Source organism: Chloroflexota bacterium (genome assembly GCA_018648225.1).
Lineage (GTDB): Bacteria > Chloroflexota > Anaerolineae > Anaerolineales > UBA11858 > NIOZ-UU35.
The window spans coordinates 1-24,681 of the sequence record JABGRQ010000121.1; the positions used below are offsets into that span (position 1 = coordinate 1).

Annotated in this window: 22 protein-coding genes; 8 read left to right on the forward strand and 14 right to left on the reverse strand. The window is 52.5% G+C overall.

Annotated elements, in window-relative coordinates:
- The 6 genes from HN413_11980 to HN413_12005 form a co-directional block, all read right to left on the reverse strand.
- Positions 1-358 (reverse strand): hypothetical protein (locus tag HN413_11980; protein ID MBT3391116.1); only part of this gene is annotated, 358 nt, incomplete at its 3' end.
- 82 nt (positions 359-440) lie between these two features.
- Positions 441-2,303, reverse strand: coding sequence for an ATP-dependent metallopeptidase FtsH/Yme1/Tma family protein (locus tag HN413_11985; GenBank protein ID MBT3391117.1), 1,863 nt, complete (start codon positions 2,301-2,303; stop codon positions 441-443).
- A 106-nt stretch (positions 2,304-2,409) separates the two neighbouring features.
- Positions 2,410-3,627, reverse strand: a complete 1,218-nt coding sequence (locus tag HN413_11990) for a glycosyltransferase family 4 protein (protein ID MBT3391118.1) — start codon at positions 3,625-3,627, stop codon at positions 2,410-2,412.
- The gene (locus tag HN413_11995) at positions 3,612-4,280 is read right to left on the reverse strand and encodes a uridine kinase (protein ID MBT3391119.1); all 669 of its coding nucleotides are present in this window, start codon (positions 4,278-4,280) and stop codon (positions 3,612-3,614) included. Before HN413_11995 ends, HN413_11990 begins: the two co-directional genes overlap by 16 nt.
- Positions 4,280-6,289 carry an alginate lyase family protein gene (locus HN413_12000; protein ID MBT3391120.1) on the reverse strand — a complete coding sequence of 670 codons (2,010 nt, stop codon included), beginning with the start codon at positions 6,287-6,289 and terminating at the stop codon, positions 4,280-4,282. The genes HN413_11995 and HN413_12000 overlap by 1 nt, the downstream gene beginning before the upstream one ends.
- Positions 6,271-8,478 carry a Gfo/Idh/MocA family oxidoreductase gene (locus HN413_12005; protein ID MBT3391121.1) on the reverse strand — a complete coding sequence of 736 codons (2,208 nt, stop codon included), beginning with the start codon at positions 8,476-8,478 and terminating at the stop codon, positions 6,271-6,273. Before HN413_12005 ends, HN413_12000 begins: the two co-directional genes overlap by 19 nt.
- Positions 8,479-8,661: 183 nt before the next feature.
- Here HN413_12005 and HN413_12010 point away from each other — a divergent pair, with 183 nt between their 5' ends.
- Positions 8,662-9,771, forward strand: a complete 1,110-nt coding sequence (locus HN413_12010; protein ID MBT3391122.1) for an aminopeptidase — start codon at positions 8,662-8,664, stop codon at positions 9,769-9,771.
- A gap of 56 nt (positions 9,772-9,827) precedes the next feature.
- Here the strand turns inward: HN413_12010 and HN413_12015 are convergent, their stop codons facing one another.
- From HN413_12015 to HN413_12050, 8 genes are all read right to left on the reverse strand, one after another.
- Positions 9,828-10,355 (reverse strand): DUF2179 domain-containing protein, encoded by a 528-nt coding sequence (locus HN413_12015; GenBank protein MBT3391123.1) that lies wholly within the window; start codon positions 10,353-10,355, stop codon positions 9,828-9,830.
- A gap of 3 nt (positions 10,356-10,358) precedes the next feature.
- Positions 10,359-11,378 carry a tRNA (adenosine(37)-N6)-threonylcarbamoyltransferase complex transferase subunit TsaD gene (gene tsaD, locus HN413_12020; protein MBT3391124.1) on the reverse strand — a complete coding sequence of 340 codons (1,020 nt, stop codon included), beginning with the start codon at positions 11,376-11,378 and terminating at the stop codon, positions 10,359-10,361.
- A 71-nt stretch (positions 11,379-11,449) separates the two neighbouring features.
- Positions 11,450-12,688, reverse strand: a complete 1,239-nt coding sequence (locus HN413_12025) for an aminopeptidase P family protein (protein MBT3391125.1) — start codon at positions 12,686-12,688, stop codon at positions 11,450-11,452.
- A 206-nt stretch (positions 12,689-12,894) separates the two neighbouring features.
- On the reverse strand, positions 12,895-13,290 hold the full coding sequence (locus tag HN413_12030; GenBank protein MBT3391126.1) for a GxxExxY protein: 396 nt from the start codon (positions 13,288-13,290) through the stop codon (positions 12,895-12,897).
- On the reverse strand, positions 13,271-14,629 hold the full coding sequence (locus HN413_12035; GenBank protein ID MBT3391127.1) for an L-seryl-tRNA(Sec) selenium transferase: 1,359 nt from the start codon (positions 14,627-14,629) through the stop codon (positions 13,271-13,273). Before HN413_12035 ends, HN413_12030 begins: the two co-directional genes overlap by 20 nt.
- 11 nt (positions 14,630-14,640) lie before the next feature.
- A complete protein-coding gene (locus tag HN413_12040) occupies positions 14,641-15,033 on the reverse strand; it encodes a hypothetical protein (protein MBT3391128.1) in 393 nt (130 codons plus the stop codon).
- 27 nt (positions 15,034-15,060) lie between these two features.
- Positions 15,061-15,789: a polysaccharide deacetylase family protein gene (locus HN413_12045; protein ID MBT3391129.1), complete on the reverse strand. Its 729-nt coding sequence runs from the start codon at positions 15,787-15,789 to the stop codon at positions 15,061-15,063.
- 111 nt (positions 15,790-15,900) lie between these two features.
- The gene (locus HN413_12050; GenBank protein MBT3391130.1) at positions 15,901-18,402 is read right to left on the reverse strand and encodes an alpha/beta fold hydrolase; all 2,502 of its coding nucleotides are present in this window, start codon (positions 18,400-18,402) and stop codon (positions 15,901-15,903) included.
- Between the two features lie 274 nt (positions 18,403-18,676).
- Here HN413_12050 and HN413_12055 point away from each other — a divergent pair, with 274 nt between their 5' ends.
- The 7 genes from HN413_12055 (at position 18,677) to HN413_12085 (ending at position 24,642) form a co-directional block, all read left to right on the forward strand.
- Positions 18,677-18,997 carry a helix-turn-helix transcriptional regulator gene (locus HN413_12055; protein MBT3391131.1) on the forward strand — a complete coding sequence of 107 codons (321 nt, stop codon included), beginning with the start codon at positions 18,677-18,679 and terminating at the stop codon, positions 18,995-18,997.
- Positions 18,990-19,238 carry a sulfurtransferase TusA family protein gene (locus tag HN413_12060; GenBank protein MBT3391132.1) on the forward strand — a complete coding sequence of 83 codons (249 nt, stop codon included), beginning with the start codon at positions 18,990-18,992 and terminating at the stop codon, positions 19,236-19,238. The genes HN413_12055 and HN413_12060 overlap by 8 nt, the downstream gene beginning before the upstream one ends.
- 88 nt (positions 19,239-19,326) lie before the next feature.
- Positions 19,327-19,764: a hydrogenase iron-sulfur subunit gene (locus HN413_12065; GenBank protein MBT3391133.1), complete on the forward strand. Its 438-nt coding sequence runs from the start codon at positions 19,327-19,329 to the stop codon at positions 19,762-19,764.
- A gap of 1 nt (position 19,765) precedes the next feature.
- Positions 19,766-21,142: a CoB--CoM heterodisulfide reductase iron-sulfur subunit A family protein gene (locus HN413_12070; GenBank protein ID MBT3391134.1), complete on the forward strand. Its 1,377-nt coding sequence runs from the start codon at positions 19,766-19,768 to the stop codon at positions 21,140-21,142.
- Positions 21,135-23,174: a CoB--CoM heterodisulfide reductase iron-sulfur subunit A family protein gene (locus tag HN413_12075; protein ID MBT3391135.1), complete on the forward strand. Its 2,040-nt coding sequence runs from the start codon at positions 21,135-21,137 to the stop codon at positions 23,172-23,174. Before HN413_12070 ends, HN413_12075 begins: the two co-directional genes overlap by 8 nt.
- Entirely contained in the window at positions 23,171-23,467 is a 297-nt protein-coding gene (locus HN413_12080) for a hypothetical protein (protein ID MBT3391136.1), read from the forward strand. Before HN413_12075 ends, HN413_12080 begins: the two co-directional genes overlap by 4 nt.
- Positions 23,467-24,642: a 4Fe-4S dicluster domain-containing protein gene (locus HN413_12085; GenBank protein ID MBT3391137.1), complete on the forward strand. Its 1,176-nt coding sequence runs from the start codon at positions 23,467-23,469 to the stop codon at positions 24,640-24,642. The genes HN413_12080 and HN413_12085 overlap by 1 nt, the downstream gene beginning before the upstream one ends.
- The last annotated feature ends 39 nt before the right edge of the window (positions 24,643-24,681 follow it).

A 24,681-nucleotide genomic window follows, 5' to 3' on the forward strand; every position in this document is an offset into this window, starting at 1 on the left:
CTAGCGTATCAAGAACCTGTGCGGCTTGCGAACCTATGAGCAGGATTTGCGCATATTTCGCGCTTTGATTTTCCAATTGGACATCATCATTGAAAAAGATGCGGCTGCGCAGATATTTTTCGGTCACCGGGACTCGCTCGGGGAGGGAGACAATTCCCAAAGATTCGCCTTCCCCAAAGACTCGGAATACATCCAGAATGCGCGCTGTGGGCGATGTCAACACGGTCAGCCGGGCATCATCCGCGCCTAAATTGCGTAAGTCATTGCTCGTTTGGCGTTGTAAAAAATCAACCCGGCTACTGCCGGAAATCGATAAAAATCCAGCATCGGGGATTGAGTAAAAGAAAAAAGAATTCATGATATTTTACCTGGAATAAAACAGAATATGCCCCCAAGCCAAAAGCCCCGCCCCCAACGATTGAGGGCGGGGCCATATTTATTTATGCAGTTTGCGGAACCGGTGTTCCACCGGTTTTTTCCACGGGGGTCGGGAAAATTTCTTCAAACTCTTCTCGACCAATGGTTTCTACTTCCATCAGGCGATCCGCCACCGCGTCCAATTTATCGCGATATTTGAGCAAAATTTGCTTGGCCTGCTCGTAGGCCTCACCCACGGTACGGCGAACTTCCTGATCGATTTTCTCCGCAACAGCCTCAGAGTAATCGCGCTGCTCAGAAATTTCGCGGCCTAAAAAGATGAGTTCTTCTTTCTGCCCATAGACCATTGGGCCGAGGTCGTCACTCATGCCCAGGCGTGTGATCATGGTGCGCGCCATACGAGTGACGCGTTCCAGATCGTTGGATGCGCCCGAAGTAATATCATCGAAGACAATTTCCTCCGCAGCACGCCCGCCTAACAAGCCAACCATACTGGCAAAGAGTTTTTTCTTCGCCATCAGGGTTCGGTCTTCCTCAGGGTATATCAAGGTATAGCCGCCAGCTTGTCCGCGGGCGGTGATCGAAACTTTATGAACCGGATCACCCTCGGGCAAGGCATTGGTCACCACAGCGTGGCCCGCTTCGTGATAGGCAATAATTCTCTTTTCGCCCTCACTAATCAGGCGGCTCTTGCGCTCCGGCCCGGCGATCACGCGTTCAATCGCTTCTTCAAATTCAGACTGACCAATCTCTTTCTTATCACGCCGTGCGGCCAAAATTGCACCTTCATTGACCATGTTTTCAATATCTGCGCCCACAAAACCAGGGGTAGCACGCGCCAACACGGTCAGATTAACATCGTTTGCCAAAGGTTTTCCGCGCACGTGAATTTTCAATATCGCCTCACGGCCACGCACATCGGGCTGGTCTAAAACGACCTGACGGTCAAAACGTCCCGGACGCAGCAGCGCGGGATCAAGCACATCGGGGCGGTTGGTAGCGGCAACGATGATTACATTTGTATCCGTATCGAAGCCATCCATCTCGACCAACATCTGATTAAGGGTTTGCTCACGTTCGTCGTGACTGCCACCCAAACCGGCGCCACGCTGCCTGCCGACAGCATCAATCTCATCCACAAAAACAATACAGGGTGAATGACGTTTGGCCTGCTCGAACAAATCGCGCACGCGGCTGGCTCCCACGCCCACAAACATTTCTACAAATTCTGAGCCGGAAATGGAGAAGAATGGCACACCCGCTTCCCCAGAAACGGCCTTCGCCAACAAGGTTTTGCCGGTTCCAGGAGGGCCAACCAACAGCACACCCTTCGGGATGCGCGCGCCTAAAGCGATGAATTTTTCCGGTTCTTGTAAAAATTCGACTACTTCTTCCAATTCGAACTTGGCTTCTTCCACACCAGCTACATCGTCAAATGTTACTGTGGGCTGATCGCCAGTAAACATACGCGCTCGCGATTTACCGAATGCCATCGCTGCGTTATTACCACCTTGCGCCTGACGGAATATAAACCAGAACATCGCACCCAGCAAAACCACCGGGCCAAGATAACTTAAAATCGTGACAACACCAACCCACTGATTGGGCGGTTCAATTTCGACTTTAATATTCTGAGGGTTTAAATCTTCCGCTGTAACACCTAATTCGAGCAATTGCGCTACCAAAGTGGATGCAAGTTCTTTCTGAGCAGTGCCTTCGGTACCATCGCTATAAACTACGCGCACTTCTTTATCAGCACCGACCACGCGCGCGACCTCGCCGCGGCGGATCTGCATTGCTAATTCATTAATCGACAAAATTTCTTGCGATTCGGTGCTTTGTCGATAGTTAAAGAAAAGCAATATGGCAATGCCAATGATGAAAAGGATATATATAAACGAAGATCGGTTTCTTGATGAATCCACAAATACCTCCAACTGTATAAGCCTAAAAAAAGGCCTACGAATTATACCAATCTATCCACCATGCTGGTAGCAATTTAGACCAAAGTACGGGGAAATTAACGAGCTTCTAACGAAGCAATTGCAAACTTTCCATTATTTGCGCCATTTCAGCCGACAAAACACATCGATCAAATTTGGCTTCAATACAGGCGCGCCCCTTTTCGCCCATGATCTGCCTTTCTCGGCGGTGTCCGGCCAGATAACGAATCCCAGCCGCGAGGGCGTCCGCATCACCGGGCGGCACGAAGATGCCCGCTTCAGCCTGCTCCACCACAGTCCGCATCACGCCGTCAATCGCTAAAATCACCGGCCGACCGGCCGCCATATAGTCAAACACCTTGTTAGGGTACACCGTCTTATACATTTCGATGGGCTTGAGGATCGCAATACAGGCATCCGCCGCGGCCAACGCCCCGCCCATCTCAGTTTTTGCTACCGAGGAAACAAAATGCACATTCGTCAAGCTCAGGCGCGCGGCATACTCCATCAAAGCGGGTTTCTCTTTGCCATCGCCCAGCAGTACAACGGCTATTTCAAGGGTATCGCGCAATTGTGCAGCCGCATCGAGCAGCACGACCAAATCATTCGACATACCATGTGCGCCCGCATATAAGGCCACAAACATGCCTTCCAAGCTATGCTGCTGACGGAATTTGTTCCCATTATCGGCGGGGTTGAACATTTGCGGATCGGCACCGTTAGGAACGAGGGCAATCTCGCGTCCGCCGCGCGCCTGAACATGCTCAATAAATCCGGGGGAATTGACCAACATCTGGTCGGCGCGGCGATAGAGGAAACGCTCCAGCCACTCGGATGCAATAATCAGGGGGCGATTTTTCAACACGCCAACCGCTACAGCGAAGGCAGGCCAGAGATCGCGGATTTCAAACAGAAATGGAACCCCTTTGAGCCGAGCCAATAACCAGGCGGTCACACCCTGGAAAATGGGTGGGGAGGTGCCCCAGACGAGATCTACATCCCGCACGCGCCACCCGGCCAAAAATGACGACACCATAAAGCTGAAGAAACTAAAGACACGATGAACGAAACTTTTGTGGAGAGCTGAGTAGGTATAAGCACGGATAACCCGAACGCCCAACTCGTCTTCCGCAGAGGCGTTGGTATCAGGCGTTAGGGTTGTGTCCCCAGTAAGATAGCTGACCGGACTGGCGATCACGGTTACATGATGCCCTGCTTGCACCAGATAGCGCGCAATTTCATGATGGCGGGTTCCGCCGGGCTCGTTGAGGGCGGCAAATGCCTGATGGATCAATAATATGTGCATAACGGATTTTCAAAATTAGTATTATCCCAAATCACGTCAGCGTGCTGACGCGGTTGGGCTTGCTGAAAATAACGTTGCTGGCCGGGAACATAACGCGTTTGATAGCGTTTCAGAAGCGCCGTTTCGCTTTCATCAGCTCCGTTGCGCAGATCACGCTGCACGGCGCGGGGAACCGACACCTGAAAATCTACCTCTACAAAGATACGAAAATCCCAATAGACCACCAGTTCCGGTCGCAGCAGAAAAACACCATCGCATAATAATACCGCATTGACGGGCGCTGTGCGCGATGGTTCGACGAGGGCGGCATTTTCCCGGAAATCAAATTTGCAGGTTTGATAGATTCGATTCCCCTCCGGGCCGAGGGGTTGTAACAAGCAATCCACCAGCGCCTGATTGTCGAAAGAGTCCTGATAATAGCCTGCGGGCGAATCAATGCCTTGACGATAGCGGTACTCACGCGGGTAATGAAACCGGTCAATGGAGGCGCGGATTACCGGCCGGGAAGGCGCAATCAACGGAATCAACTCATCAGCCAGAAACGTCTTGCCCGCGCCATCTACGCCATCAATGGCAACCCGCAGGGGGCGCGTTGTTCTTTGAGCCAGAATGGATTCGGCTAATCGCTCAAGGGCCTGTCGCCGGTTACTCATCATGATTCATCCGGAAAGCGCCATTCACTAATAAATATAAACGGCAAAGCCGCATCGGCTTGAACACTCCACGAAAGTGCGGGAATTTTTTGGGCATAAGTTGGGGAAACCCAGCCCATATACGGCGCGACTTCACCATCTCCGGTGAGCAATTCTCCCGCGCGGGCAAGTTGAAAGTTGAAAGTTGAAGGTTGAAGATCGTTCTCCACAGTAACCTGAAGAGTAATCCAGCCGTGGGGTGATTGGAGTTTCAGTTTCAGGTTCTCGCCATCAAGTTTCCACGCCCAATCGGGCAACAACCAATGCAAGCGCGCTAGAACAGAAGACGATGGACGAAAAACTGGGATGAGTTCGTCGGCTACAGTCCAACCCGAATCGGCATGGACAGTGACTGTGCGACGATGCGTAAGGCCAATTTTGCGGTAACCGTTATGTTCGGCAATAGCACGATGCCAGGAGCCATCTTCGGCGCATTCAGTAGCGATGATTTTCGCCTGCGCTCGATCAAGGTAAAGGAAACGCCCGGCGCGGGTCATTTGCTCAGTGCCATTGATCGTAACCGTGTTGTGAACCTGAGTGCGCGTCAGCGCGTTATCCCAGGGTGGTTCGGCGTTATAGCTGTATGTGCCTGCATCTTGGGCGATGTTCAGCCCCCGCCACCATAAATCCAGATGCAGTTGGTCGGCGTGACCAGGGCGGCCAGTGAAGTTCGCCGTGCGCAGGTAGGCCCAGGAGTTTTTCGCTCGCGAAGTGATCGGTTGATGAGGTTGAAGGTTGAAGGTTGAAGGTTCAACATTCAACTTTAAACCATCAACCTGCAACCATGCCCCCATTTCATCCCACTCTCCTTGTCCAAAAGCCCGCTCACCCAAAAATGCTTGCGCTGCGGTCTGAAGCGTGGCACGATAATCGTCAAAGGGCTGCACGGTCAGCGGGAAGATATACGCGCCATCATTGGGGCCGAGGTTGGGAACACGACCAGTTTCGGGATCGATGAGGGCCAAAAGCCAGCGGGTAGCGAGTTGCAGATGAGGGGTTACAGATTCAAGGTTGAAGGTTAAAGGTTTACTTATTCGCCGCTCGCCGCTCGCCATTCGTTGGATCGCATTCACCCAGAGAGCCAGTTGCAGCATCAGGCGGTGATAATTGGCGCTATGCTGGCTATACGCACCATGGCGATCGATCTGCTGTATCAGGCCACGGTTGAACCACTTCCAGCCGAGTTTGGCCCAACGGCGCGCCTGCGGATGCTGCGGCAAGCAGGCCGCGGCGGTGATCAACCCGGCGGCTTCACTGAGCAGATGGTTATTGTTTTGGGCGCGGGCATACAGCAAGGATAGTGGAATACGAAGCGCGTGTTGGGCAATCGCGGCGACAAGTTGTGAATGGCGAATGGCGATTGAGTGATGAGAGGCTGAAAATATCTGCCCGGCGAAGGCAAAGGCCAAAAGACGCAGGGCAACTTCCTGGGCGGATGCCCAATTAGGGCCGCGATTGGCCGGGTTGGCTGCCTGGAATTCTTCGAAATATGTCCAAAAAGCTGCGGGGTAACGCTCATCCCCGCTGAGGTAATAGGCGCGCCCTAACGTGAAAGCCCAACCAAAACGGGCTGGCTCCCAGATGAATTTGGGATCCTCTACTCCCCAAGGTTGATGCCCAGATTCGTAGTCTGTCCAATGAGAAAGCGCTCCGGGGGGAGTCAGCTCTATGGGCGCAGGCACCACGCCAAAGCGCCGGAAGTGACCCTCTACGATTTGATCAGCTTCAGCCAAAAGGTGCGCGATTTCCTCATTCCCCAATAACCGCATCAACTCATCTTTGTCTGGCAAGGACAAGATAGGATGGAGAACAAAAGACAGAGAACCGATTGTTTTGCCTGCCGGTCTTCGGTTTCCTATCTTCCAGTGTAAATAACCGGAACGCAGCAAAATTTGATAGGCGGCGTACAAACCCACCTGTCGAAACCCCAACTCGCGCAGGGCTTTCGCGATCAGGGGCAGTCGGGGCATTCGACCTCACTGCCAATTTCGATGGTTTTACGCGTGCGTAACGCCATAACCGCGGCGAAGGTGGCTTCGGTGACGCCAAAGATTTGTTCGTATGGGATGGGAGGCGGACCGCTCTGCGTAATTGCATGACTGAAGGCTTCCCAGATAGCACGGTGACCTTTATCTTGACGGAAGCGCGAACGTACCAGTTTGCGCGAGCCATTTTGCACCATCTCTAGCGCACGGAAATCATCCAACACGGCGACACGCCCGCTAGCAAAGACTTCGACACGTTCTTTTGGAAACGCTTTATCCCCGTTTGCCAGATAGGTAAGTGTACCCAGTGAACCGTCCGGGAAGGTGTAGGTGATGACAATATTATCTTCAAGGTAGCGACCATCTTCAGGAATGGTGTGCGCGGTCACCGAGACCGGGGTTTGACCCACCAGAAAAATAAGAAAATCGACAAAGTGACAGCCTTCGCCAATAATGCGTCCGCCGCCTTCAGCCGGATCGTGCAGCCAGTGCGTTAGTGGAATATACCCGGCATTGACGCGGTAATGCGCCACGAGCGGCTCTTTGCGGTCTGCAATAAATGCGGCAAGCTGCTGTGCCAGCGGCGCAAATCGTCGATTATACCCAGCCGTCAGTAACGTATTTTCGGTTTTGACTAATTGTGCTTTGATCGCGGATAACTGCTCGCGATTGATGGCTAATGGCTTTTCAACAAAGACGTGTTTGCCCGCTTGTAGCGCGGCGATGACCTGATCGGCATGGAGATGGTGCCGGGTAAGGATGGCAACCGTATTGATATCGGGATCGTTGAGAATGCGGGTTTCATCATCGGTAGCGTAATTGAAATTAAATTTTCGGGCGGCGTGATGGGCGCTCAAACCCGAACCCGAAACAATGCCAACAAGATTCATGCCGGAAATTTTCTTAACCGCCGGGAGCATAACAGCACTGGCAAAATTACCCGCGCCAAAAACACCCAGGTTACACGATGAGAGTCGAGAATTGAAGGTTGAAGATTGAAGGTTCACAGGCGCTTCGTTGGCAACCTTAAACTTGAAACCTTCAACGCCTACATCATCTTGCGGATAGGTCAGCAAAACACCCAGAAAATTCTCTTCTCTTTTCCCAGTAATCAACTCGTAGGCTTCGGGCGCGTCTTCAATCGAAAATCTGTGCGTCACCAGCGGTTTTACCTGCAAGCGGTCTTCAGCCAGCAAATCAACAAAGGCTTCCAGATTACGGCCTTCGGTCCAGCGCACATAGCCGATGGGGTAATCGCAGCCCTTCTCTTCATATTTGGCATCATAACGCCCAGGACCGTAAGAACGCGAATTGATAAAGCTCAATTCCTTTTCAAAATACAGCTTGCGGGGAATATTCAATCCTACTGCGCCAATCGCCACCACGTTAGCTCGGTCACGAGCCAACTCACCAGCCAAATTAACGGGATCATCTGAAGATGTATCAGCGCAGATTAACGCTGCATCGCAGCCATGACCGCGGGAGCATTTGCGCGCCGTCTCTACCGCCTGATCGCGCAGTACAGCTTCAAACCCCATGCTTTCCGCCAACGCCACACGGCGCGGGTCGAGATCGATCCCCAATACTTTGCAGCCCGCCGCGGAGGCAATCCCGGCTGCCAATAATCCCAAAATTCCCAGGCCAATCACAGCCACACGCTCCCCAAGTTGACTCTCCGAGAGGCGGAAACCATGCAAAGCAATTGCGCCCAAGGTGGCAAACGCCGCGGTTTCGAAATCGACATGATCGGGCAAATGCGTGAGTAGGTTTTTCGGCACAACCGCATACTCCGCGTGGACGGCATATCCGCCACCCGCACAGGCCACGCGATCGCCCACCTTAAAACCTTGCAAATCTTCCCCAACGGAAATGATCGTCCCTGCCGAAGAATAGCCCAAAGGCATTGGTTGATCGAGACGATTAAAAGTCGCATCCACCGTTGTCAGCACGCCCTCCCGGCGTGCTTTGTCGATGATCTGGCGCACCAAATCGGGCCGTGAACGAGCTTTGCCCACCAGATTTTTCTCGGCGAACTCAACAACCATGCGCTCAGTTCCAGCCGAGACCAGCGAAGCCGCCGTGCGCACGAGCGCAGTCCCTTGCTTGCAAGTAGGCGGCGGCACATCGGCAACAGAAGTTTCACCCGTGCGAAGATTTTGCAATAATTGTTTCATAGAGCTCCCAGCATTCGTTTTAGGTCGTTTTGATGTCTCAGGCCTATGCCCTTGAAGAGAGATTTCCCAGTATACCGCGACTTACACCATCAGGGTACACCAGGGGAAATTTGTACTTTTTTATAACCGCTACCTACGCCCTATGATATAATTTTGCACGCTAAATCGAGTCAGGAGCATCACTTGTCAGACCCACGCATTGAAAAATTCGCCCACATACTGGTCAACCACTCCGCCAAAATACAACCCGGAGACCGCGTGCTGATCGAAGCTTCCACCGCGGCCGCACCGCTGGTCAAAGCACTCTACGCCAATATCCTTGAGCGCGGCGGGCATCCACATTTGCAACTCGATTTTCCCGATCAGGCGGCTGTTTTTTATACGCACGCCAACCAGGCCCAGCTCGACTTCACCCCCACCTTCCGCAAACTGGCTTATGACGATTTCGAATCGCGCATCCGTATTCATTCCGAAACCAACCCGCGGGCATTGACCGACATCTCGCCCGACAAGCAAGCACGCCATCAAAAGGCGCTGGCTTCCATTCTGGCCGCTCAAATGCGGCGCGGCGCGGCCAAAGAATTCAAATGGGTTACGACACTTTATCCCACCGAAGCTTACGCCGAAGAAGCCAAAATGGACTATGAGTCCTATAAGGATTTTATCTATCAGGCCTGCTTTGCCGATGAAAATACCCCCGACCCTGTGGCAGCCTGGAAAGAATTTGAAACCCGGCAGCAGAAAATTATTCAGCAGATTGAAGGGCATGACAAAGTGGAATTACGCGGCCCGAATGTAGATTTGACGCTCTCGATCCAGGGACGCACGTTCAAAAATTCGTTTGGGGAACATAATATGCCCGATGGAGAGATTTACACCGGCCCGGTGGAATCATCGCTTAATGGGTGGGTGCGCTACACCTACCCTGCAATCACGGGTGGGCGCGTGGTCGAAGGCGTGGAACTCACCTTCGAAGAGGGCCGCGTGACAAAAGCCACTGCCCAAACCAACCAGGGTTTCCTCAACGAGATGCTCAATACCGACCCTGGGGCGCGTTATATCGGCGAATTCGCCATTGGCACCAACTATAATATTGACCGTTTCATCGGTCACATTCTCTTTGACGAGAAAATCGGCGGCACCTTCCATATGGCTCTGGGCGCGGGCTACCCGGAAACTGGCAGCCAAAACAAAAGCGCCATTCACTGGGATATGATCTGCGATTTACAACACGATTCAGAAATTCTAGTAGACGGTGAACTCGTCTATAAAAACGGTCAATTCACCATTTAATTCACCCCAAAACAAAAAAAGAGTGGGCTGGTGAGAACCAGCCCGCTCTTTTTTTGTTAAGACCGCCAAAATCCCCGCAAAACAGGGCGCACGTCTTCAGCCGTCACAAAGGCTGTTTCATCGACTTCTCGTACAATTCGATCCACTGCGACGACACTTTTGCGACGCACACTGCAACTAATCAGTGTGACCATGCCATCCTTGCCGCGCGCTGGAATTTCAGTTACGGCGTAACCCTCACCACGAAGACGCTCAATAATGGCAGCGCCGCGCCGCGGACTGACAATGCTCAGGTGCGTATGCCCTACAGCCAGACGCTCTTCAATTAACATGCCCACCACGTTACCCGTGGCAAACCCCGAAGCATAACCAATAATATTCAGAGGGTTATCCAGATTGCTGAGTACGGACGTAATCGCCAGTACAAAAATACCCGACTGGAAAAATCCAAGAATCCAGGCTGCAACTTTACGCCCGCGCATCACAAATAGCACGCGCAAGGTATCCAAACTCATGTCGGAAACGCGCAACGAAAATATCAGCAGCGCGCCCAGTAATGCCTGGGGGCCAAAGTCAAATACCATCTTCTATTCCAGTTCCGAAAGCGGCCAATTCGGCATCGCATCCATATCCAGCGCATCGCGTCGACCGGAGCTAAACCGAAAACAGCCTGCCCCAGCGATCATGGCAGCATTATCGGTGCATAGTGAGATATGCGGAATATGCACCGGGAGCTTGGCTTCCGTTAAAATTCGTTCACGCAGGGCTTTGTTGGCCGAAACCCCGCCCGCCACCAGTAATTCTTTGGCGCCAAATTCTTCGGCAGCAGCAAACATCTTTTGCGCCAGCACATCTACCACTGCTTCCTGAAAACTGGCGGCCACATCCGCTACCGGGAGTTCTTCACCGTTAGCTTCAAGTTCGCGCACCAGACGCAGCACCGCGGTTTTCAGGCCGCTGAACGAGAAATTCCAGGTGCCCGGCAGCCAGGCACGCGGCAGTTTCTGCGCCTGCGGGTCGCCATCTGCCGCGGCGCGTTGAATCGCTGGGCCACCCGGGTAGGCCAACCCTAGCAGGCGCGCTACTTTGTCGAAGGCTTCTCCGGCAGCATCATCGAGCGTCGCACCTAAGCGCCGGTAGCTGTGGTGGGCGTCCATCAAAACCAATTCGGTGTGCCCGCCCGAAACGATCAGCGCCAGCAATGGAAATTGCGGCTCAGTGGGCAGGTCTGCGCCCTGGTTGTGCAGCCACGCTGAGTACAGATGCCCTTCAAGATGGTTGATTCCCAATAGAGGCAAGCCACTCCCCAAGGACAAACCCTTGGCAGCGTTGATGCCGACCACCAACGAGCCAGGTAAGCCCGGCCCGCGCGTCACAGCGATTCCATCCACTTCTTGCAAAGAGATGTGCGCATCCCGCAGCGCGGCGTTGATAATCGGGTATATGCTGCGAATATGCTGGCGCGAGGCCACTTCGGGGAAAACGCCACCATACTGGGCGTGCAAATCAATCTGCGAAGCTACTGCGCTCGATAAAATCACGCGCCCATTCTCAACCACCGCAGCGGCGGTTTCATCACAGGAGGTTTCAATGCCTAAAATTCGGATTGTTTCCATAAGCCTTCAGTTGAAGATTGAAGGTTAAAAGTTCGGGCGCTCAACTTTCTACCTTCAATTTGCTAACGTTTAATTGGAATGACCAAATCGAGCGGAAAATCGGCCAAAATTTCCATCTTGCCATCGCCGGTTACATAGACTGTATCTTCCAGGCGGCAGCCCATGCCTTTTTCGGGATAATATAGCCCCGGCTCGATGGTGACAACGACCCCCGGGGCAAGGGTGTCTGCTTGGGAGGCATTGCTCCCAGCCCAGGGGCGCTCATGCACATGCAGTCCCAGCCCATGCCCCAGACTGTGGACATAGCCTTCCTGCAAAGAATCGTTTGACTTGATCGTCGGGTGCCCTTGTGCTTCAAAAAGTTCGCAAGTACGATCCTGATACTGCGCAAAGGAGGCATTAACCTGCAACTCACCCATCACCTTTTGGTAAACGGCGTAGACATCATCATAGAGGGCCTGCGCGGCATCAGGGGCGTAGCCCAAACACCAGGTACGCGTGAAATCGTAATAGTAGCCGCCGCCAGCCTGACAGGGGAAAATATCAAAGACGATAGTCTGTCCCAGACGCAGCAGATCGCTGACCGTACCAGAACTGTGCGGCACGCCAGCATCGCGCCCAATGGCGAAGATGGTGCCCTCGGGATTTTCTGCGCCCAATTCAGCCAGCCACAGGTTGATGCGTCGCTTGACATCCCCAATCGTCCACGGCTGTCCATCGGGCTGCACCAAAACTTCGTTTTTGGCCTTTTGTGCGCCAAGAAACTCGGCCACTCGCCCGACGATTTCGGTGGTGATTTGCCCCATCTGACGAATATGTGCGATCTCGGCTTCGTCTTTGGTTGCCATGGCTTGCAGCAATAACGAATCGCGCGAAGTTTCAGGCACAATTTCTAAATCTGGCATTATTTTCTGCAAGGCGGCAAAGAGTGCATAACCCGCGCCCACATCCATCTTGCCGTAAAGTGCCATGCGCCCGGCAGTCAGGCCGTGTTCGGAGAGCATTTGTTTGTAGCGCAGCGCCACCGCACGAACAGTATCACCATCGGTTTGTTTGAGCAATTCTTTTAAATTGTAGTCGGTCAGATTTTTTGTCTGCAATCCGGTGGCGGCGGCTTCGTCGCGCTCCATGGGGTTGTAGAATAGCACAGGGGCTTTTCCGCGCGCTTTAATCAAATCGGCGCTGGTGAGATGCCCGCCGCCGGTCATATAATACATGGCCGGGTTGTGCTGCGCCGGGCCAGTGACAAGTATGGCATCGATATTTTTTTCTTGCATCAAACGGTCAAGGTCGGACTTCATATTTGATTACCTCATCTGTTTTTTATTCGTCATCAGTATCAAATTCGTTTTCAACCGTGAATTTCACGAGTGTTTTTCTCTAGTTTCTATTCGCGTCATTCGTTTATTCGCGCTATTCGCGTTCCGCCTCACACTTTGTTCATTTTTAGCGCGAATGTCGCGAATGGGCGAATAACGCGAATATTTTTTCTTGTTTTCTATTCACGCTAATCACGTTTTGTATTTACAACTCGCGCCGCTTGAACTCTTCGTACACCAAAATTAATCACAATCGCTAGAGGCATTCTCGTTGCTCTTAAATACGAAAGCGCCTGTTGTTTGTGAATAGGAATAATTTCTGATACAGCCTTCAATTCCAGGATGATTTTTCCGTCAACAACCAGATCAATGCGATGTTCGCCGACGATTTGGTCACGATAGCTGACCTTGACAATTCGCTGTTGCTCAATTGCATGTCCCAGTAACTGAAGTTCTATTGCCAGCGCGCGTTCATAGATCGATTCTAAAAATCCCGGTCCCAAAGAGTTATGAACAGCATGCGCTGCCTGCATAACAATGTATGATAATTCTTTTTCGACAATTTCAGATGTTGTAGATGTCATATAAAGAATCCAACAGCATTTTTTCCTGATTCGGTAAAACCGTGCGCGGGTCAAAGACGGCTTTGCCATCCTGAATGCGACCAATAATGGGTGTAGGCAAAGCGCGCAATTTTTGCATCAATTTATCGGGGTGAGGGTGATCGAGCGCCAGCAACGAAGTCGGCAGGGATTCGCCTGGAAGGCTGCCGCCGCCCACAGTGGATTCGCCGGGGACGACCGTACCATGCCCGAGATGGGCAACCCAACTCTGGGCGCGTGCTTGTAGTTCAGGCTGGGATGCGGAAATCATGCCCCAAACGGGAATCTCGCTTTCGGCTTCATCTTTCAGATAGTGCAACAACGTTGCCGAGAGCGCCGCCAATGCCAGTTTATCGGCGCGCACAGCCCGCGCCAAAGGGTGTTTTTTGAGTTTGGCAACCAGATCACCGCGCCCCACGATAATGCCGGCCTGCGGCCCGCCGAGCAATTTATCACCCGAAAAACAGACCAGATCGGCGCCAGCGGCCAACGATTCCTGAACGGTGGGTTCGTGCAGCAGGCCATATTGGGCCGTATCGATCAGCGTGCCGGAGCCAAGATCGTCCAACACAGGAATTTGAACAGAACGCGCCACACCCACAATTTCGGCCAGAGTAGGTTCGGTGGTAAAACCAACGATGGCAAAATTGGAGCGATGGGCGCGCATCACCAGTTTAATGGGCTGTTCGTCGATGGCTTGCTGATAATCGCGCAGATGCACACGGTTGGTAGCGCCAATCTCGACCAATTTTGCGCCGGATTGCTTCATCACATCAGGGATACGGAAGCCGCCGCCAATTTCGACCAGTTGCGAGCGGGCAATCAGCACGCGGCGGCGCTGCGCCAGAGCGCTCAGCGCCAGCAGCACGGCAGCAGCGTTATTGTTGACCACCAGAGCATCTTCTGCACCGGTGAGGCGCGTTAGCAGCGCGGCGGCGTGAGCCAGGCGCGAACCACGCTGGCCCTTGTCGAGATCGTATTCCAGATTCGAGTAGCTCGTCGAGACCGATTGCGCCGCCGCGAGGGCCGCGGCACTCAAAGGGGCGCGACCCAAATTAGTATGCACAATCACACCCGAGGCGTTGATCAGGCCAATTAGGGTAGGTGCAACCCAATTTTGCAGTTTCGCTTCAGCATCTCCGAGGATAGAATCCACCTCAGGCAAGGCGCCCCCATCGAGAACGGATTTTCGCACATCATCCAAAACTATTCGTAAAGCATCTAAGGTAAGTGAACGGCCATATTCAGAAATCCACGCCTGCGGCTGGGATTCATTCAGTAATTTATCAATCGAAGGAAGATTTCGCAGATCGGAAGTCATGAGCGTTGTGATTAGGGATTCCAGCGGCTGCGTTCACGCAAACGAATGAGCAATTCAACCCCGCCAATGCTCAGCCCAAATAATATGACCAGCGCCGGTGTGAGCACGCGCCCAATCTGAAGCCAGATCAGCGCGGCTGCAAAAAAAGCCACCAGAAGGGCTTCGCGGATAACTGTAAACACAGTGGCCGGTGGTTTTGACGGAAATCGGCGATTTAGGTACGCAGATATGGGAAGTACAAGACCACTGACCCCCAAAACCAATAAAAAGAAAAATAACCAGCGTGGGCCAAGTGTGGGCAGTGTATAGTAGATTACAGCCAACAACCCGCCCCAGCCGCCAATAGAGAGTATGATGGCTGCCGGGATGTAGAAGCCAACCGAAGGGGTGTTATTCTGATTCATGATTTGATGCGATTCTAACACACGGCTTTAGGGGTGGCTGCCATTTCGGTCCACCAATTCAGACAATGTCACCACCTGATAGCCGCGGCGCGCCAACGCGGGCAGGATAATTTCCAACGCTTTGGCCGTGCGTGCGCCACGCGTGCCGTGATCGTGAAGAATGATGACCGAACCGGGTTTTATTTTCCACAAGACGTAAAAAGCCGAAAACCAATGGATATTAATTTGCGGGTCATAAGGATACACCGAACCCAGAACGCATTGATAATCGTATTCCGCGATCACTTCCAACATCTCATCGTTATACCAGCCCGAACCGGGACGCAGCCAGTGCGTTTCAGCATATTGCGAGAGGACGCGGTCGGCCTGGAGCAATTTATCCTCAAATACATCTATCGGAAGCTGGATACTTGGTTCATCGGCAGTTAGATGATTGCCCAGTTCGTGCCCCTCGGCGATCATTTGTCTGAGTATGCCTTCGTTACCTGAAATATGATCGGTAATGACGAAGAATGTGGCGTGAGCATCATACTCGTTGAGGACGCGCAAAATTTTTTGAGAATCTTCGGCATCGGGACCGTCATCAATCGTCATTGCCACAATCGGTTGTTGGGTTTCTATAGAATATAGCACTTCTGGCGAACTGCGCCGTAAACGAGGAATCAGCCACTCTGGATTCAACCAGACCAGCGCGCCAAAGATAAGAAGAAGCGTTGGGGTTGTTATCGCTAGAATTTGCACAATTCGAGGGAGCATTGGTTTTTCAAAGTTTCTTTCAGTCACGCGTTCATCAGGTTTAGCCACAGAGCGCACCGAGAACGCGGAGAGATTTTCTCCATGCACGCTGTGTTCTCTGTGGCAATAATATTATTCTTCAACCAACATTCGGCGCAGCACCTTGCCGACAAATGATTTGGGTAAATCTTCACGGAATTCAATTTCCCAGGGGACTGCGTACGCCTCCAGGCGTTTGCGGCACAAGTCCAGCAGTTCATCTTGTGAAAGATTCGTTCCCGGACGCGGCACAACAAACGCCTTGATCTTCTGTCCGCCCGCGCCAGCAGGGATGCCAACTACGGCGACTTCGAGCACTTTGCTGTTTTCGTAGAGCACTTCTTCCACATCGCGCGGGTACACACTAAACTCACCGGCCATGATGGTATCACGTTTGCGGCTGATAATGGTAAAAAATCCGTCAGCGTCCATCACAGCCACATCGCCGGTATGCAGCCAGCCATCTTCGAGTACAGTTTCTGGCTCGGCAAGCGCATCCGGCTGCCAATACCCCGGCATCACCTGTGGGCCTTTGACCAATAATTCGCCAATCTGACCCGGCGGCAGGTCTTCTCCGCTCACCAGGTTGACGATTTTCGCATCGGTGTTTGGGATGGGGATGCCAATCGAACCGGCGCGGTCCATGCCGTTGAGCGGATTGGCATGGGTCACCGGCGCCGACTCGGTAAGGCCATATCCTTCCACTAATCGGCTGCGCGTCAACTTCTCGAAGGCTTCCTTAACTTCCACTGGCAGCGGAGCGGCTCCGCTGATACAGGCTTTAATCGAAGACAGGCCATAATTGCGCACCCCGGGAGCCTGATTGATCAAGGCATAGATCGAGGGCACACCAGGGAATATCGTCGGTTTATATTCCTGGATATGCTGCAAAACCTGTTCAAGTTCAAAGACCGGCAGCAGCACAACCGTCGCCCCGATACAAATGGGGATATTCATGGCCGTGGTCATGCCATAACTGTGCGTCAGGGGAATGACAGCCAGGAAAGTCTCCTCACCGTACTGCACATCGGGAATCCAGTGGCGAGTTTGCAATGCGTTAGCCACCAGATTGGCGTGCGTCAGACAAACGCCTTTTGGCTCATCGGTGGTGCCACTGGTATAGAGGATTGCAGCCATATCGTCAAAATCGGCCTGATAATCAGGCGGTTCCCAGGGCGCGTCCATCATTTGGCGATCCATCATGGAGTAATCCAGCCCTGGAGGCGCTTCTTCGTGCAGTTGAAAACCGGCGGCTTGCCAACGCGCCATCAACTGCTTATAAACCCGCACAGAAAGTACAGTGCGAATATCGGCCAGAATCACTTTGAGGGGGATCTGCTGTTGGATGACGCGCGCCAACTCGCCAAATTCATTCAGCGTTATCAGAACTTTGGCATCCGTCTGCCGGATTTGTTTCAAAATCTGGGCGGCATCAGCTTCGGGGTTCGAGAGTACCACCACACCACCAATCTTCAGCGTAGCGTAATAGGCCATCATCATCTGGGGCATATTGGGCAAGACCACCATCACATGATCGCCGGGCTGCACGCCCATACCGTGCAAGGCATGCGCAAACTGATTAACGCGCCGATCGAGTTGGCGATAGGTTAGTTTTGAGCCGTAGAAGATCGTAGCAATCTGGTTCGGCACCTGCTCGGCGGCAATCTCCAAAAAACGTGGCAAAGGCTGACGTGGAATAGGGCAGGTAAAGGGTGTGAATTTGCCATAGCTGTTCAGCCAGGGTCGGCTGCGCATCAGTTGCGATTTACCACCCTGCTCACGCCATGACATCCGCCGCCCTTCATCGGTCTGTTGAATAAAACGTTCAATGGCGCGGTTCACCGCCTGATGGCGCTCCAGTTGAACCTTGTGTTTCGACGCGCCAATATCCATCACCTCGGCACCGGGCACAGCCTCGCTGGCACGATCAAAAGCCCAGCGCGGAAAATAGCGATCGCGCTCGCCGGTAATCACCAGCGAGGGCGTTGAGATTTTCGCCAGCACATCCCACCCTTTCCACTTGCGCAGATTATTGAGCATCATGCGTTTCATCACATGGACTTCGGCGTTCCAGCGCGGGCGATATTTCCAAAGGGGTTGGAATACGGCTACGGGGACGCGCGACAACAAGGCTGCGCTCCTGGGGAGGGGATATTCCCCGGCGGTGGCGATCAGGACGAGCTTTTCCAAGCGTTCGGGGTGTGCGGCGGCATACTCGGCGCAGATCGAACCCCCGAAGGAATGCCCCACCAACACGAATTTTTCGGGCAGATTCAGCGCGTCGGCAATGGCGTTGATGTCCGCCACCAGTTCGGGCATGGTGTATTCCGTAAAGGGGGCATCGCTCTGACCATGCCCGCGCAGATCAGGAACCACAACCCGATACTGATGGCTGAAATGGTTAATTTGATACTCCCAGGTTTCAGCACATCCCGCGTAACCATGCACCAGCACCAGGGTCTGTTCTGCCCCATCCGGAAAAACATCAATCACACTCAGCGATACATCCGCCAGTGCAGGAATCGGCACCCTCACCCGGTACAGATTCAAATCTAGTTGAACTTCCCTGTTTTTAAGCCCGCGCGGTTTCTTCATCCCCATGCCTCCTTTGATAACAATAAAGAACGGATATTACCGTAATATGCACGCCACCAAACCACTATGCCTATTATAAACCAGAATGCCCCCATACTGTGCGTTGTGGAGACGCGGTTCCCCAACAATCACACTATAAACATTATCTATTGGTTGCTATTGAATATCCTTATACCGCTGATGACATTACATACTGACTTACTCGGGGCGAAGGCGATATATATTGTACAGTCTCGCAATTAAGCAATTTGATGATTGTTTTCAGGAAATTCTGATGGATGAAGCCGTAAGAAAATTGGCCCGCAAGCGAGCTTCTTTTTGCAGTATTTTTGGCAATACACGCCGGGTACTCATCGCTTGGACACTCGGCGAAGATGAGATGTCGGTCGGCGATATTGCCAAAACACTTGATATTTCCTTGCAAAATACATCTCAACATTTACGCCTGATGAAAGACAAGGGCATTCTCAGCGCACGGCGGGATGGCAAAACAATCTTCTATCGCATTGCCGAGAATGAGTTAACCGATTCCTGTCCAATTATGCTACATACACAATATTCAGAGCCACTTAATAAGGAGCCTAAAAATGACTGATCTAACTACACTCGAAGCTGCAAAAATTGTCGATGCGCGCGCTATGGCCTGCCCTGGTCCGCTGCTAGAAGCCAAGAAAAGCATTGGCAGCGTCAAAGTAAATGAAGTGCTTGAAATCTGGGCTGGCGACCCCAACACCAAGAACGACATGCCGCGCTGGTGTCAGAAGGTTGGGCATGAGTATCTCGGCGATTTGGTTGCCGATGGCTACGAGCGACTATTCCTTAAACGACTGAAGTAGTGTCAAAGTTGAGGTGACAGCCACCTAAAACGACGCGAATAGGTGACTGTCACCTACACATACACAACACGCAATTAAGGACAACCTTATGGCAGAAAACCCCACAAGACACAGACCTAAAATACTAATTTTGGCGACCATATCAGGAGGCTACGCAGGCGCAGATTCGGTGGGACAGTTGCACGCTGACTACCCCACGAACAGCTATATCTTACCCGTTTTATGCCCCTGTATGTTCCCCGAAGAATTTTATATGCGCTGCTTCGAGCAGGGCATTGACGCAATTTTAGTGATGTACAGCGGCACCGACAGCTCCTATAAAGGCGGACCCGAACGAGCTGCCATGCTGGTTAACCAAACTTATCCGCTGATGAAAGAGCGCGGCATTGACACTCGTCGGTTGCGACTGGCAGCAATTTGCACCGTTTGCACCAAACCCTTCCTGAAAGAAGTCAAGCAAATAGATAAATTACTTGATGGGATCGGTTTTGTCCGCGACGAGATGACCAGCCCGGTGGCGGTGTGATATGGAGACTACCTTGAACACTCTTCAAGTTGACGCTCTGGTGATGGGCGGCGGCATCGCGGGGATGCAATCTGCGTTAGACCTTGCAGATCAAGGCTACCAAGTTGCGCTGGTGGAGAAAGAAGCCAGCATCGGCGGAAAGATGATTGCCCTCAGCAAGGTTTTTCCCACGCTGGATTGCTGTAGCTGCATCACAACCCCAAAAATGTCGGCCGTAGCCCACCACGAAAATATCCAACTTTTCACTTATTGCGAGGTGCAGGCGGTTGAAGAAAATGGTGATGGCTTTACGACCACCATTTTGCAAAAACCACGCTACCTCGACGCAGATGCTTGCACAGGTTGTCGAATGTGCGAATATGCCTGCCCGATTGACCTTCGCAACCCCTTTGACCTAAATATGGGCGCAACCCGCGCCGTGCGCGTCCCCTTTTCGACAGCCGTGCCGCAAATCGCTGTTTTGGATATGGAAAACTGCATCCTCTGCGGCAAATGCGAAAAAGCCTGCCCGGTTGGTTGTATTGACTTTGGCCAGCAGCCCGAAACTTTCGAGTTGCAAACAGATTCGATTATTCTGGCAACGGGGTTTGAGACCACGCCGCGCGATGCCAAAAAAGAATATGGCGCGGGCGAACTGCATAACGTAATTGATGGGCTGATGATGGAACGTCTGCTGGCTCCAACGGGACCTTATGGACGCATCCTGCGCCCAGGCGATGGCAAAGAGCCCGACTCGATAGCCTATGTGCAGTGTGCTGGCTCCCGTGACCAAACATTGGGTGTGGAGTATTGCTCCCGCGTGTGCTGCATGTACGCGATCAAACAAGCAATGCTCATCTCTGGCTCTTTACCGCTTGCCGACATCACCATTTATTACATGGACATCCGCGCTTTTGGCAAGGGTTATGAGCAGTTCTATCAGAATGCCAAAGCAATGGGCGTGGAATTTATACGCGGCAAAGTGGCGCAAATCACACAAGATGAACATCAAAACCCGGTTGTAAAATTGGAAGCTATTGACAACGGTTCGAAAATCGTTGAGCGGACACACGATATGATCGTTCTTTCGGTGGGGATGTTACCGAGCTACGACACTGTGCCTATTTACCGAATCCCGGCTGGGGATGATGGCTTTGTCTATGTGCCAGAGCCAAATTCCGCCCCTTGCGTGACCGATCGCGAAGGAATCTTCGTAACCGGCGCAGCGGCGGGACCGATGGATATCGTAGACAGCATTGTTATGGCGGGGGCAGCGGCAATGGAATCGGCAGCGTATATGGCTGAAAAACGGGAGCAAGTCCAAATCCATACCTTACGCTCCGCTCCAGACACAGGCGCGCAAGCCGAAGAAACAGAAATGGAGGTGGCGCATGTCTGAATCCACCAATCCTAAAAAGAGAGCTGAAGAAATCCGCATTGGCGTTTATACCTGCTATTGCGGCGGAAATATCAGTGATGTGGTTGATTGTGAGCATGTTTCAAAAGTAATGGGCGATATGCCAAATGTGGTCATCTCGCGAACAGATATGTCGATGTGCTCGGATGCGGGGCAAGCACTGATAGAGAAAGACATCGCCGGAAAAGGTATCAACCGCGTGATTGTGGGGGCGTGTGCGCCCTCGCTGCATGAGCAAACTTTTCGGGGAACAGTGGCTCGTGCGGGGCTGAATCCATATCTTTACCACCACGTTGGTTTGCGTGAGCAGGATAGCTGGGTTTCAAAATGCGACTGTGATGGTGCGACTTGCAAAGCTCTGAATCTGATGGCGGCGGGCATTGCCAAAACACGGCTGCTCGAACCGCTTGAGCCAATCCGCTTGGCGGCAGAACAACACGCACTGGTCATCGGCGGCGGCGTGGCGGGGTTACGCACTGCGCTGGATACAGCACGGCGCGGCATTCGCGTCACGTTGATTGAAAAATCACCCTTTTTAGGTGGACGCATGGCGCAGCTTAGCAAGATTTTCCCAACCGATGAAGATGCCTGTACCACGCTAGAAACGCTGATCCAAAAAGTGGTTTCGCATCCCAAAATCACGATCTTTACCCAAGCAGAAGTGACCGGTGTTTCTGGTTATGTGGGCGATTATCAAATCAAAATCCAAGAGCAATCGCGCGGTATTCGTGAAGATATTGCCGAAGCCGTGCTGGATGCAAATATGCCAAAAGTCCCCGATGCCTTCAATTATGGATTGACCGAGCGCAAGGTGATTTACAAGGCTTATCCGGGCTGCTACCCGCCCACCCCCGCGGTGGATTGGGAGAACTACGATGGCGAGCCGATTGTCATCAATGGGCAGCCGACCACCTTTTATAACGAACCCAAGAATTTCGACTTGAAAGTCGGCGCAATCGTCGTGGCAACCGGATTTACACCCTATGAACCGCGCCTTGGGGAATATGGCTACAAGGAACTCCCCGAGGTGGTCACGCTGCCCCAATTGATTCGCCATTTGGCATTGGATAAGACGACACCCACCCTGACCTGGGCTGGACGCGCGGTTAACGACATCGCCCTGATCCATTGCGTGGGCAGCCGAGAACTCGAAGGCGTTCACAAACCCCAGGCGGATGGGCAAGTCAACAACTACTGCTCCCGCGTTTGCTGCACGGCAACTTTACACATGGCAAACGAGCTACGTGAGCGTTTCCCCGACACCAATATTTACGATTTCTACGAAGACATCCGCACCTACGGGCGTGGACATGAAACCTATTATCAAGAAGCTCTCGAAGGCATGGTGCGCTTCCTGCGCTTCCACGGTAACGAGCGTCCCGAAGTGGTCGCCGCCCCTGCCGGAGATACTCATCCCGTGCTGGTACGCGCTAAAGATCATCTGACCTGGGGCGAAGAATTGGAAGTCCCTGTTGATTTAGTTGTATTGGCAGTCGGCATGTTGCCAACGCAAATTGACGACCTTGTAAAAATGCTCAAAGTCTCGCGCAGCGTAGATCGTTTCCTCGCAGAAGTGCATCCCAAATTGAAACCAGTCGAGACCGCCGTCAATGGCGTGATTTTGGCTGGCACAGCGCAAGGACCAATGACTATTCAAGAAAGTGTTGCGGCAGCTTCGGCGGCGGCGGTGAAAGTTTCCGTTTTGCTAGGGCAGGGAGAAGTGCAACTCGATCCATTTGTTGCCTATGTTGACCCATCAAAATGCGACGGGACGGGAGACTGCATCGAAGTCTGTAAGTACGAGGATGCGATAACGATGGAAACGGTCAACGTCAACGGAAAAGATGTGAGACGCGCTGTCGTCACCCCTGCAAATTGTGCGGGATGTGGCGGATGCGTGAGCGCCTGCCCGAATCGGGCTATCGACATCCAAGGCTGGACATTGGATCAATACGATGCCATGGTAGACGCTATCGCCCTTGATCTATGGGAATTGATGGAGGTGCCAGCATGAATAAAGTAGAAGCCCGCGCACGCGCTGAGATGCTAAAAAACTTGCGCAAAGAACATAGCGTAACCGTAAAGTACACTCAAGCTCTGCTCAAAGAGCATAAGCGCATCCATCGTGAGATTTGTAAGGCGATCCGAGATACGCCCAAGACCGTGCCCGAGATCGCCGTGGCAGTTGAGATGCCCACTCATCAGGTTTTGTGGCATATCACTGCCCTAAAAAAATATGACGTGGTCGCCGAAGAAGGTATGTGTGGCGAATATATTTTGTATAAACGTGCAGAGGAGAAAGCGTAATGGCAACTCGAGTTGACCCTACTCTTCTGAAAGAATTGAAAAAATTCGGCGCAATCGGCGTTGAGAAATGCTTCAACTGCGGCAACTGTACCGCCATCTGCCCGCTCACCAGCGATGAATACGCTTTTCCACGCAACATGATCCGCATGGTACAGATCGGGCATAAAGAACGAATGTCGCAAAGCCTCGATCCGTGGCTCTGCTATTACTGCGGCGATTGTTCGGAGACCTGCCCGAAAGGCGCAGAACCTGGCGAAACGATGATGGCTGCCCGCCGCTGGCTAACCGCTCGATACGATTGGACGGGGCTGGCAGGAAAGTTCTATACCTCCAAAGTCTGGGAATTCGGCTCGATGATTTTACTTGCCATTCTCGTCATGCTGGCTTTCGTCTTCTTTAGCGGACCAATGGTGACGGATAGCGTGGAACTCAACACCTTTGCCCCGCTCCACGTCGTCCACATGGCAGATTGGATCATGGCAGGCTTCCTGCTGCTCTTCATCGGCGGCAATATCCTGACCATGTACAAGAAAGTCATGCTTTCTGGCAATCAGACCGCTATCCCGCTCTCAATTTATATCTCAGAAGCCTGGCAATTGATTGTTCACGGGCTGACCCAAAAAGAATGGGATACCTGCGTAGAAGAAGATGTTGAAAATAAAGAGATGACGCAGGAACGCATCGCCCGCATTACCCACCTGCTGCTTGTCAGCGGCTACGGGCTGATGCTCGTGCTGATCATCTTCTTCCTCTCCTGGTTCCAGACCGACAATATCTATCCGCTCTACCATCCGCAGCGTTGGCTCGGCTATTACGCCACTATCGTCTTGCTTTGGGGCGCGGGATATGCCCTCTGGGGACGCATTAAAAAGGGAATTCAAGCGCATCGCTTCTCGCACGCCAGCGATTGGATCTTCCCTGTGCTGCTCTTCGCAGTCGCCCTCACCGGCATCCTGCTGCACATCTTCCGCTATATGGGGCTGCCACTGCCAACCTATTACATCTACATCATCCACATGGCATTCACCGCTCCGATGCTCATTCTCGAAGTTCCCTTCGGCAAATGGGCACACCTCTACTACCGTCCACTGGCAATTTATTTCAAGGCGGTCAAAGTTAGAGCGGAAGAACATAACCGAGAACTAGCTGGGGCAGTAGCCGCAGCAGCCGATTAGAAAAATATAGTTTTTTTTACACTTAATTTAGGAGGTGAG

Bases quoted from the DNA above. Each gene is read 5' to 3' on its own strand.
- HN413_11990 (MBT3391118.1), bottom strand. From the start codon at position 3,627: ATGCACATATTATTGATCCATCAGGCATTTGCCGCCCTCAACGAGCCC.
- HN413_11995 (MBT3391119.1), bottom strand. From the start codon at position 4,280: ATGAGTAACCGGCGACAGGCCCTTGAGCGATTAGCCGAATCCATTCTG.
- HN413_12000 (MBT3391120.1), bottom strand. From the start codon at position 6,289: ATGCCCCGACTGCCCCTGATCGCGAAAGCCCTGCGCGAGTTGGGGTTT.
- HN413_12005 (MBT3391121.1), bottom strand. From the start codon at position 8,478: ATGAAACAATTATTGCAAAATCTTCGCACGGGTGAAACTTCTGTTGCC.
- HN413_12015 (MBT3391123.1), bottom strand. From the start codon at position 10,355: ATGGTATTTGACTTTGGCCCCCAGGCATTACTGGGCGCGCTGCTGATA.
- HN413_12025 (MBT3391125.1), bottom strand. From the start codon at position 12,688: ATGAAGTCCGACCTTGACCGTTTGATGCAAGAAAAAAATATCGATGCC.
- HN413_12030 (MBT3391126.1), bottom strand. From the start codon at position 13,290: ATGACATCTACAACATCTGAAATTGTCGAAAAAGAATTATCATACATT.
- HN413_12035 (MBT3391127.1), bottom strand. From the start codon at position 14,629: ATGACTTCCGATCTGCGAAATCTTCCTTCGATTGATAAATTACTGAAT.
- HN413_12040 (MBT3391128.1), bottom strand. From the start codon at position 15,033: ATGAATCAGAATAACACCCCTTCGGTTGGCTTCTACATCCCGGCAGCC.
- HN413_12045 (MBT3391129.1), bottom strand. From the start codon at position 15,789: ATGCTCCCTCGAATTGTGCAAATTCTAGCGATAACAACCCCAACGCTT.
- HN413_12050 (MBT3391130.1), bottom strand. From the start codon at position 18,402: ATGAAGAAACCGCGCGGGCTTAAAAACAGGGAAGTTCAACTAGATTTG.
- HN413_12055 (MBT3391131.1), top strand. From the start codon at position 18,677: ATGGATGAAGCCGTAAGAAAATTGGCCCGCAAGCGAGCTTCTTTTTGC.
- HN413_12060 (MBT3391132.1), top strand. From the start codon at position 18,990: ATGACTGATCTAACTACACTCGAAGCTGCAAAAATTGTCGATGCGCGC.
- HN413_12065 (MBT3391133.1), top strand. From the start codon at position 19,327: ATGGCAGAAAACCCCACAAGACACAGACCTAAAATACTAATTTTGGCG.
- HN413_12070 (MBT3391134.1), top strand. From the start codon at position 19,766: ATGGAGACTACCTTGAACACTCTTCAAGTTGACGCTCTGGTGATGGGC.
- HN413_12075 (MBT3391135.1), top strand. From the start codon at position 21,135: ATGTCTGAATCCACCAATCCTAAAAAGAGAGCTGAAGAAATCCGCATT.
- HN413_12080 (MBT3391136.1), top strand. From the start codon at position 23,171: ATGAATAAAGTAGAAGCCCGCGCACGCGCTGAGATGCTAAAAAACTTG.
- HN413_12085 (MBT3391137.1), top strand. From the start codon at position 23,467: ATGGCAACTCGAGTTGACCCTACTCTTCTGAAAGAATTGAAAAAATTC.